10 protein-coding genes are annotated in these 8,794 nt (G+C 75.0%); 5 read left to right on the top strand and 5 right to left on the bottom strand.

What is annotated here, in order from left to right:
* Window positions 1-153: 153 nt before the first annotated feature.
* Together HLV61_RS22205 and HLV61_RS22200 are read right to left on the bottom strand one after the other, a co-directional pair.
* Window positions 154-828 (bottom strand): Crp/Fnr family transcriptional regulator, encoded by a 675-nt coding sequence (locus HLV61_RS22205; RefSeq protein WP_110908349.1) that lies wholly within the window; start codon window positions 826-828, stop codon window positions 154-156.
* A gap of 151 nt (window positions 829-979) precedes the next feature.
* Entirely contained in the window at window positions 980-1,219 is a 240-nt protein-coding gene (locus HLV61_RS22200) for a hypothetical protein (protein WP_369259437.1), read from the bottom strand.
* A 90-nt stretch (window positions 1,220-1,309) separates the two neighbouring features.
* Here HLV61_RS22200 and nth point away from each other — a divergent pair, with 90 nt between their 5' ends.
* The 5 genes from nth (at window position 1,310) to HLV61_RS22175 (ending at window position 5,098) form a co-directional block, all read left to right on the top strand.
* Window positions 1,310-2,089, top strand: coding sequence for an endonuclease III (nth, locus tag HLV61_RS22195; protein WP_369259435.1), 780 nt, complete (start codon window positions 1,310-1,312; stop codon window positions 2,087-2,089).
* Window positions 2,086-2,670, top strand: coding sequence for a TlpA family protein disulfide reductase (locus HLV61_RS22190; protein ID WP_369259433.1), 585 nt, complete (start codon window positions 2,086-2,088; stop codon window positions 2,668-2,670). Before nth ends, HLV61_RS22190 begins: the two co-directional genes overlap by 4 nt.
* Entirely contained in the window at window positions 2,667-3,437 is a 771-nt protein-coding gene (locus tag HLV61_RS22185) for an NUDIX hydrolase (RefSeq protein WP_369259431.1), read from the top strand. The genes HLV61_RS22190 and HLV61_RS22185 overlap by 4 nt, the downstream gene beginning before the upstream one ends.
* A gap of 68 nt (window positions 3,438-3,505) precedes the next feature.
* Window positions 3,506-3,913 (top strand): cupredoxin domain-containing protein, encoded by a 408-nt coding sequence (locus HLV61_RS22180; RefSeq protein WP_369259429.1) that lies wholly within the window; start codon window positions 3,506-3,508, stop codon window positions 3,911-3,913.
* A gap of 3 nt (window positions 3,914-3,916) precedes the next feature.
* Entirely contained in the window at window positions 3,917-5,098 is a 1,182-nt protein-coding gene (locus HLV61_RS22175; protein WP_369259427.1) for a MarP family serine protease, read from the top strand.
* Between the two features lie 82 nt (window positions 5,099-5,180).
* On the opposite strand, the gene HLV61_RS22170 is transcribed toward HLV61_RS22175, so the two are convergent.
* From HLV61_RS22170 to acs, 3 genes are all read right to left on the bottom strand, one after another.
* Window positions 5,181-5,975, bottom strand: a complete 795-nt coding sequence (locus HLV61_RS22170) for an alpha/beta fold hydrolase (RefSeq protein ID WP_369259446.1) — start codon at window positions 5,973-5,975, stop codon at window positions 5,181-5,183.
* 146 nt (window positions 5,976-6,121) lie between these two features.
* Window positions 6,122-6,625, bottom strand: a complete 504-nt coding sequence (locus HLV61_RS22165) for a phage holin family protein (RefSeq protein WP_369259425.1) — start codon at window positions 6,623-6,625, stop codon at window positions 6,122-6,124.
* Window positions 6,626-6,755: 130 nt separating this feature from the next.
* A complete protein-coding gene (gene acs / locus HLV61_RS22160) occupies window positions 6,756-8,708 on the bottom strand; it encodes an acetate--CoA ligase (RefSeq protein WP_369259423.1) in 1,953 nt (650 codons plus the stop codon).
* Window positions 8,709-8,794 lie beyond the last annotated feature (86 nt).

Here is an 8,794-nt window from a genome sequence, read left to right as displayed (position 1 = left end):
CCGCCGCGTCCGGCGGGGACCCTCCGGGCCCGCCACCGGCCACGACAGACCGCGGCCAGGTGCCGTTCCCACGTTGTGCTGAGCCCACCGTCGAACCCCTGGACGCGAGAGGCCCGGGACCGAGTCGGTTCCGGGCCTCTCGCGTTCAGGGGTTCAGCGCGCGCGGCGGCGGAGGCGGTCCTCGTCGAGGACGACGACCGACTTGCCCTGCAGCTGGATCCAGCCGCGGTGCACGAAGTCGGCCAGCGCCTTGTTGACCGTCTCGCGGGAGGCGCCGACCAGCTGGGCGAGCTCCTCCTGCGTGAGGTCGTGCTTGACGCGCAGGCCGTCGGACTCCCGGCTGCCGAAGCGGTCGGCCATCTGCAGCAGCGCCTTGGCCACGCGGCCGGGGACGTCGGTGAAGATCAGGTCGGCCACCGAGTCGTTGGTGCGCCGCAGCCGCCGGGCCAGCACGTGCAGCAGCCGCTCGCCGACCTCGGGGTGCGCCTCGATCCACGGCCGGAGCACCGACTGCGGCATCTTGGCCAGCTTCACGTCGGTGACCGCCGTGGCCGTGGCCGTGCGCGGGCCCGGGTCGAAGACCGACAGCTCACCGAACTGGTCGGAGGGACCCATGACGGCGAGCACGTTCTCGCGGCCGTCGGGGGAGCGGCGGGACAGCTTGATCTTGCCGCTCAGCACGATGTAGAGGCTGTCGCCGGGTTCACCCTCGTTGAACACGACCCGGCCACGCGGCAGGGGGATCGTCTCCAGACGACTGGCGACCGGGTCGACGGCCTCCTCCGAGAGCCCCTGGAAGAGCCCGGACTGAGCCAGCACCTCGTCCACCACGTGTCCTCTCCACCCACCGTTCGCGCTCGACGTGCGGGGCGACAGCACCCGCGTCCAGGGGGAGTCTAGGCGGCTGTGCCCGCGGTCACCCGTTCGGAGACCCACGAGGTCCCCCTGCGGGGTGGGTCGGGGCCCGTCGGCGCGTGGTCTAGACGAGGGAGTCGGTGCTCTGGCGGACCCGGGACCGGCGACGGCGGCGCCAGCGCGCCATCGCCCGGCGGATGCCCGAGGCGGCCAGGGTGTCGACCTCGCCCTGCGTCGCGGTGCCGAGGAACTCGGCCACCTCGCGCGGCGAGGTCGGCCGGCGCAGGGGCTCCTCGACCCGCTCCATCACGAGGAGGAAGGCGATCACCATGGGCGGGAAGAGGATGACGATGAGCGCGACCACGTCCACCTCCTGTCCGGTCGCTGCGAGCAGGCCTGTCGCGATGATGACACGGCCCCGGACTCGTCGCCGGTGACGCCTACCCTCGACCGCGTGTCCTCGCCGGCCTACGCGCGCCCTGCAGCGCGCCGCTCTCCCGCCCGCCCGGCCGCCGTGCCGTTCGACCCGGACGAGACGCCGCTGGCCCGCACCCGCCGTGCCCGCCGGATGGCCCGCGAGCTGGCGGTGATCCACCCCGACGCGCACTGCGAGCTCGACTTCTCCAACGCCTTCGAGCTGCTGGTGGCCACCGTGCTGTCCGCGCAGACGACCGACAAGACGGTGAACAAGGTCACCCCCGCGCTGTTCGCCCGGTACCCGGACCCGGTGGCGCTCGCGGGTGCCGACCGGGCGGAGGTCGAGGAGATCCTGAAGCCCACCGGCTTCTTCCGCGCCAAGGCCACCTCCGTCCTCGGGCTCGCCCGGGCGCTGGTCGAGCGGTTCGACGGCGAGGTCCCCGGCCGCATGGCCGACCTGGTCACCCTGCCCGGCGTGGGCCGCAAGACGGCGAACGTCGTCCTCGGCAACGCCTTCGAGGTGCCGGGGCTGACGGTGGACACCCACTTCGGCCGGCTGGTCCGCCGCTTCGGCTGGACCGCCGAGGAGGACCCGGTCAAGGTCGAGGCGGAGATCGCCGAGCTCGTCCCGAAGCGTGACTGGACGATGTTCAGCCACCGCGTGATCTTCCACGGCCGGCGCGTGTGCCACGCCAAGAAGGCCGCCTGCGGCGCGTGCGGGCTGGCGCGCTGGTGCCCCTCCTACGGCACCGGCCCCACCGACCCCGAGGCGGCGCTGAAGCTGGTCAAGACGCCCGCGGCGTCGGACACCGAGTGAGCGCCCGGCGCGGGGCGGCGCTGCTGCTCGGCCTCTGCCTGGCGCTGTCGGCCTGCACGGCCGAGGCGGACGAGCCCGACACCCCCCAGCGGGCCACCGTCGCCTCCGCGCAGACGGACCTGGCGGCCTGCCCCGAGCAGCCCGACGCGCCGGCGGCCGACGGCGACCTGTCGGGCGTCCCGCCGATCGAGTGCTTCACCGGCGGCACGCTCGACCTGGGCCGCGCGCCCGGGACGCCCACCGTGCTGAACCTGTGGGCCAGCTGGTGCGGCCCGTGCCGTGCGGAGCTGCCGCTGGTGGAGCAGCTCGCCGACCTGGCCGGCGACCGCGTCCGGGTGCTGGGGGTCGTCAGCCAGGACGGCGTCCCGCAGGCGGCCTCCTTCGCCGAGGACGCCGGCGTCACGCTCCCCGGGGCCTTCGACGGACGCGGCGACGTCGCCGCGGCGCTGGGCCTGCGCGGCCTGCCGCACACGGTGTTCCTCGCCGCCGACGGCTCGGTGGTCTCCGTGCGGACCGGGGCGGTCGAGTCCGTCGACGAGCTGCGCGGCCTGGTCGCCGAGCACCTGGGGGTGCAGCTGTGACAGGCCTGCTGCCCGGCGTCGACACCACCGGCCTGCCCGGGTACCTGCAGCGGCTGGTGGCCGCGGCCGGCGACCTCCCGCTGCGGCACCGGATGCAGCCGGCCACCGACACCGCGCGCCGGTCGGCGGTGCTGATCCTCTTCGGCGAGGGTCCGCGCGGGGCCGACGTCCTGCTCATCGAGAAGTCCGCGCGGCTGCGCACGCACGCCGGGCAGCCGGCCTTCCCCGGCGGCGGCGCCGACCCCGGGGAGGACTACCCGGTGGGCACCGCGCTGCGGGAGGCCCAGGAGGAGGCCGGGGTCGACCCCGACGGCGTCCGGGTGCTGGCCACGCTGCCCGAGCTGTTCCTCGGCCCCTCGGACAACCTCGTCGTCCCGGTCGTGGCCTGGTGGGCGGACCCGCGCGACGTCACCGTCGGCGACCCGCTGGAGGTGGCCCGGGTGGCCCGCGTGCCGCTGGCCGAGCTCGCCGACCCGGCCAACCGGTTCCGCGTGCGGCACCCGGCCGGCTACGTGGGGCCGGCGTTCGGGGTCGCCGGGATGGTGGTCTGGGGCTTCACCGCGGGCCTGCTCGACGCCGTCCTCGAGGCCGCCGGCCTGGCGCGGCCGTGGAACGCCCGCGACGTGCGCCCGCTGGACTCGGCGGGTGCCCGCCCCGAGGGCGCGCCCGGCTCGCTCGGGGAGGGCGGCGCCGAGGACGCCGCCGCGCCGACGGTGGCCGACGGCGGGCCCGGGGACGTCGCGACGCGTACGGTTCCGCGCCGATGAGCGAAAGGACCTCCGTGCCCCCCACCACTCGCGGACTCGCGGCGGGTCCCTGCACGAAGGCCGCCGCGGTGGCGGTCGCAGCGGTCCTGCTGGCCGGCTGCGGCTCCGGGGACGGCGGCGGCGCCGCGGCCCCCTCGAGCAGCGACGCGTCCCTGGGCACGGTGACCACGGGGGAGGACGGCGTCCAGGAGGTCACCATCCAGACGCCGGACGACTACGTGTTCGTGCCCGACACCTTCACCGTGGCCCCCGGCCGCGTGCGGCTGACCGTCCAGAGCACCGCCACGCAGGCCACCCACAACTTCCGCTTCACGCCCGGCGCCGGCGTCGAGGAGATCCCCGAGGAGATCCCGCTGCTGGCCGCCGGGGCGACGGAGACCATCGAGTTCGAGGTCACCGCGCCCGGTGACCACCCCTTCGAGTGCAGCTTCCACGTCCAGCTCGGCCAGACGGGCGTCATGACGGTGCGCGGCTGACCCATGTCGCTGGTCGACCTCGCCCTCATCGTCCTCGCCCTGGTCTTCGCCTTCTCCGGCTTCCGCCAGGGCCTGGTGGTGTCGGCGACCTCCTTCCTCGGCTTCCTGGGCGGCGCCGTCCTCGGTGCGCAGCTGTCCGGGCCGGTCGCCGACCGGCTCGACGGGTCGCCGGTGACCCGGGTGTTCGCCGCGCTGGTCGTCGTCCTGGCGGGGGCGCTGCTCGGGCAGGTGCTGGCCGGGGCGATCGGGCGGGCGGTGCGGCGCCGGGTCACCTGGGAGCCGGCCGAGGTGCTCGACTCGGTCGCCGGCGCGGTGGTGTCGGCGGTGGCGGTGCTGCTCGTGGCGTGGATGGTGGCCACCCCGCTCGCCTCCGCCCCGTTCCCCGCGCTCGCCGGGCAGGTGCGCCAGTCGGCGCTCGTGCAGGCGGTCGACCGGGCCGTCCCCGACGGCGTGCGCGCGGTCTACGACTCCCTGCGCGAGGCGATCGACCGCCGCGGGCTGCCCGACGTCCTCGACCCGCTCACGCCCACCCGGGCCCGCGAGGTCGAGGCGCCCGACCAGGCGCTGGCCGCCAGCCCCGTCGTCGGCCGGGTGCAGGGCTCCGTGGTCAAGATCAGCGGCATCGCGCCGTCCTGCTCGCGGCAGATCGACGGCTCCGGCTTCGTCTACGCGCCCGGCCGGGTGATGACCAACGCGCACGTGCTCGCCGGGGTGGACGCCCCCGTGGTCGAGGCCGAGGGCGAGGAGTACGAGGCGACGACGGTCTACGTCGACGAGGAGGTCGACGTCGCGGTGCTCGCGGTGCCCGACCTGCCGCAGGTGCCGCTGGCGTTCACGCCGGACGTCGCCGCCACCGGCGACGGCGCGATCATCATGGGCTACCCGGGCGGCGGCGGGCTGTTCATCGGCCCGGCCCGCGTCCGCGACCAGGGCCCGATCAGCGGTCCGGACTTCCGCGACACCCGCACGGTGCAGCGCGACGTCTACGCGCTCTTCGGCGAGGTGCGCGCCGGCAACTCCGGCGGGCCGCTGTTCGACCCGGCCGGGCAGGTCCTCGGCGTGGTCTTCGCCTCGGCCATCGACGACCCGTCCACCGGCTACGCGCTCACCGCGCAGCAGGTCGCGCCGGCCGCGCGGGCCGGCTCCACCGCGACCGCCGAGGTCGACACCGGCCCCTGCGAGTAGAAGCCACCCCGCACCTCGCACGCTCGGCGCGGGCCCCTGAAGGGTGGCCGCACCGCCGCCGGACCCCTGCGGGGGCCTCCCCTCAGCGGGCCCAGCCGGCGATCGCGGTGCCGAGCTCCGCCGCGGCCTCCTCGGGCGGGAAGTGGCCGACGCCGGGGAGCTCGCACCACTCGTAGGCGCCGGCCACGTAGCGGCCCGAGCCCCGGGCGGTCCGCGGCAGCACCAGCGGGTCGGCGTCGCCGTGCAGCTGCAGGGTCGGCGCGGTGACCGGGGCGGCCATCCGGCGGGCGTAGCGCAGCCCGTCGGGCCGCACCTGCGAGCGCCCGGCCCAGCGGAAGTACTCCATCGACCCGTAGGCCGCCTGGGGGATCCGCGCGGCCGAGCGGTAGCGCCCCACCGCCTCGGCGAAGTCGGCGGTCTGCGTCCAGTCCGGCCCGGCCCAGTTGCGCAGCCACTCGGCCACCGGGTCGTCGTCGGTGCGGGTCAGCCGCCACTCGGGCAGCCGCGGCAGCTGGAAGCGCAGGACGTGGCGCAGGGCCCGCCGCTGGGCGGCGTCGCGCAGGCCGGCGCGCAGCAGCCGCGGGTGGGCCATCGAGACGACGACCAGCCGGCGCACCACCCGCGGGTGCAGCGCGGCCATCGTCCAGGCGACCAGCCCGCCCCAGTCGTGGCCGACGACGACGGCGTCGCGCTCGCCCAGGGCGCGGACGAGTGCGGCGACGTCGCTGGCCGCCGTCGGCAGGTCGTAGCCGCGCGGCGGCTTGTCGCTGGCGCCGTAGCCGCGCAGGTCGGGCGCGACCGCCCGGAACCCGGCCGCGGCGAGGGCGGGCAGCTGCGCCCGCCAGGTCCACCAGAACTGCGGGAAGCCGTGCAGCAGCAGGACCAGCGGACCCTCCCCGGCCTCGGCCAGGTGCAGCCGGACGCCGTTGGCCGACGCGTCGCGGTGGATCCAGGGGCCGGGCAGCAGGACGCTGGTGGCGTCCGGCCGCTCGCCGTTCGGGGCGCCCCCGGTCGTGCCGGCGCTCAGACCAGGTAGCTGTCGGGGGAGCGCCGCTCGACGCGCCCGTTGCTCACCGTGGGCAGCGCGCGGCGGCGCTGGCCCGGCTCCTCGCGGTGCATGACGTCGGGCAGCTCGCGCAGCGACTCCATCGTCCGCTCGGGCTTGTCGATCTTCTTGAGCATCCGCAGACCGACGAGCCCCGCGATCGCGGCGACGAGCAGCAGGCCGACGGTGACGATGAGGTAGGACACCCAGCGGGGCAGGCCCAGCCACGTGAAGAACTCGGCGAGCGTGACGAACAGGTAGATGCCGGCGAAGGCCAGCAGCACCCCCGCGACGGCGAACAGCGCGACGCTCATGCCGGCCTTCTTCGCCGAGCGGCTGATCTCGGTCTTGGCCAGCTCGATCTCCGCGCGGATCAGCGTGGAGACGTCGGCCATGGCGCTCTGCACCAGCGAGCCCACGGAGGGGTCGGCGCCGGCGGCAGGCCGCGCGGCGGGCTGGGTGGACGACGCGCTGTGGGCCACGAGGGCTCCTCCCTGGTCGGACTGTCGGACGGCCGCGGACGGCCTGCGGAGGATCGTCCCCCATGATCGCCGGGCGCGCGTCCCGGCTTCCCCCTGTCGGGCGCGGGGAGCCGGGACGCGCGGCCCGCGCCTAGTCCTCCGAGCCGCTGCCGGCGGGCAGCTTGTCCTTGATCAGGTTCATCACCGAGGAGTCGGTCAACGTGGTGACGTCGCCCAGCTCGCGGTTCTCGGCGATGTCGCGGAGCAGCCGCCGCATGATCTTCCCGGAGCGGGTCTTGGGCAGCTCCTGCACGACCATGATCTGCCGCGGCTTGGCGATCGGGCCGATGTCGCGGGCGACGTGGTTGCGCAGCGTCTGCACCAGCTCGTCGCCGGAGTCCTCCGCGTTCCCGCGCAGGATCACGAAGGCGACGATGCCCTGGCCGGTGGTCGGGTCGGACGCCCCGACGACGGCCGCCTCGGCGACGGTCGGGTGGCCGACGAGCGACGACTCGACCTCCGTGGTGGAGATGCGGTGCCCCGAGACGTTCATGACGTCGTCGACCCGGCCCAGCAGCCAGATGTTGCCGTCGGCGTCCTTCTTCGCGCCGTCGCCGGCGAAGTAGACGTCCTTGCCGAACCGCGACCAGTAGGTGTCGACGTAGCGGTCGTCGTCGCCCCAGATCGTGCGCAGCATCGCCGGCCACGGCTCGGTGAGCACCAGCAGCCCGGTCGAGTCGTTGGTCAGCTCGTTGCCCTCGTCGTCGACGACCTTCGCCGAGATGCCGGGGAAGGGGTGCTGGGCCGAGCCCGGGACGAGGCCGGTGACGCCGGGCAGCGGCGTGATCATGTGCGCCCCGGTCTCGGTCTGCCACCAGGTGTCCACGATCGGGCAGCGCTCGCCGCCGATGTTGCGGTGGTACCAGAGCCAGGCCTCGGGGTTGATCGGCTCGCCCACCGACCCCAGCACCCGCAGCGAGGAGAGGTCGAAGCCGGCCGGGATGTCCTCGCCCCACTTCATGAACGTCCGGATGACCGTGGGCGCGGTGTAGAGGATCGAGACGCGGTACTTCTCGATCAGCTCGAACCAGCGGCCGCGGTGCGGCGTCTCCGGCGTCCCCTCGTACATGACCGACGTCGCCCGGTTGGCCAGCGGCCCGTAGACGATGTAGCTGTGGCCGGTGACCCAGCCGACGTCGGCGGCGGTCCAGTACACGTCGCTGTCGGGCTTGAGGTCGAAGGTCGCCCAGTGCGTGTAGGCCACCTGGGCGAGGTAGCCGCCGGAGGTGTGCAGGATCCCCTTGGGCTTCGCCGTCGTGCCCGACGTGTACATGATGTAGAGCGGGTGCTCGGCGTCGAAGGCCTCGGGCGTGTGCTGCGGCGACTGCCGGTCCACGACGTCGTGCCACCACAGGTCGCGGCCCTCGGTCCACTCGACGTCCTGCTCGGTGCGCTTGACCACCAGCACGTTGCGGACGCCCTCGGTGCGGGTCACCGCGTCGTCGACGGCGGGCTTGAGGGCGCTCGGGGCGCCGCGCCGGTAGCCGCCGTCGGAGGTGATCACCAGGACGGCGCCCGCGTCGGTGATGCGGGAGGCCAGCGCGTCGGCGGAGAAGCCGCCGAACACGACCATGTGGACCGCGCCGATGCGGGCGCAGGCGAGCATCGCGACGATCGTCTCGGGGATCATCGGCATGTAGATGGCCACGCGGTCGCCGGCCCGGACGCCGAGCTCGACCAGCGCGTTGGCGGCGCGGCAGACGTCCTCGGTGAGCTGGGCGTAGGTGATCGTGCGCGTGTCGCCCGGCTCGCCCTCCCAGTGGTAGGCGACCTGGTCGCCGTGGCCGGCCTCGACGTGCCGGTCCAGGCAGTTGTAGGCGACGTTGAGCTTGCCGCCGACGAACCACTTGGCGAAGGGCGGGTTCGTCCAGTCGAGGACCTCGTCCCACTCCTGCGTCCAGGTGAGCCGGCGCGCCGCGGCCTCCCAGAAGGCGAGCCGGTCGGCCCCGGCCTGCTCGTACACGTCGGGGCCCACGTTCGCGGACGCGGCCAGCTGCTCCGGCGCCGGGAACCGGCGGCCCTCCGACCCGGTCGACTCGCTCACGTGGTGCTCCCTCCGTCTCGTGACCGCCGCACGCCCGACGGCGGCGTGTCCCAGCACACACCGTAGGGCCCGGCCCGGCCCGGGGG

Source organism: Geodermatophilus amargosae, from assembly GCF_041028265.1.
In the GTDB taxonomy this organism is placed as follows: Bacteria; Actinomycetota; Actinomycetes; order Mycobacteriales; family Geodermatophilaceae; genus Geodermatophilus; species Geodermatophilus amargosae_A.
This window is presented reverse-complemented; position numbering and strand designations above follow the sequence as displayed.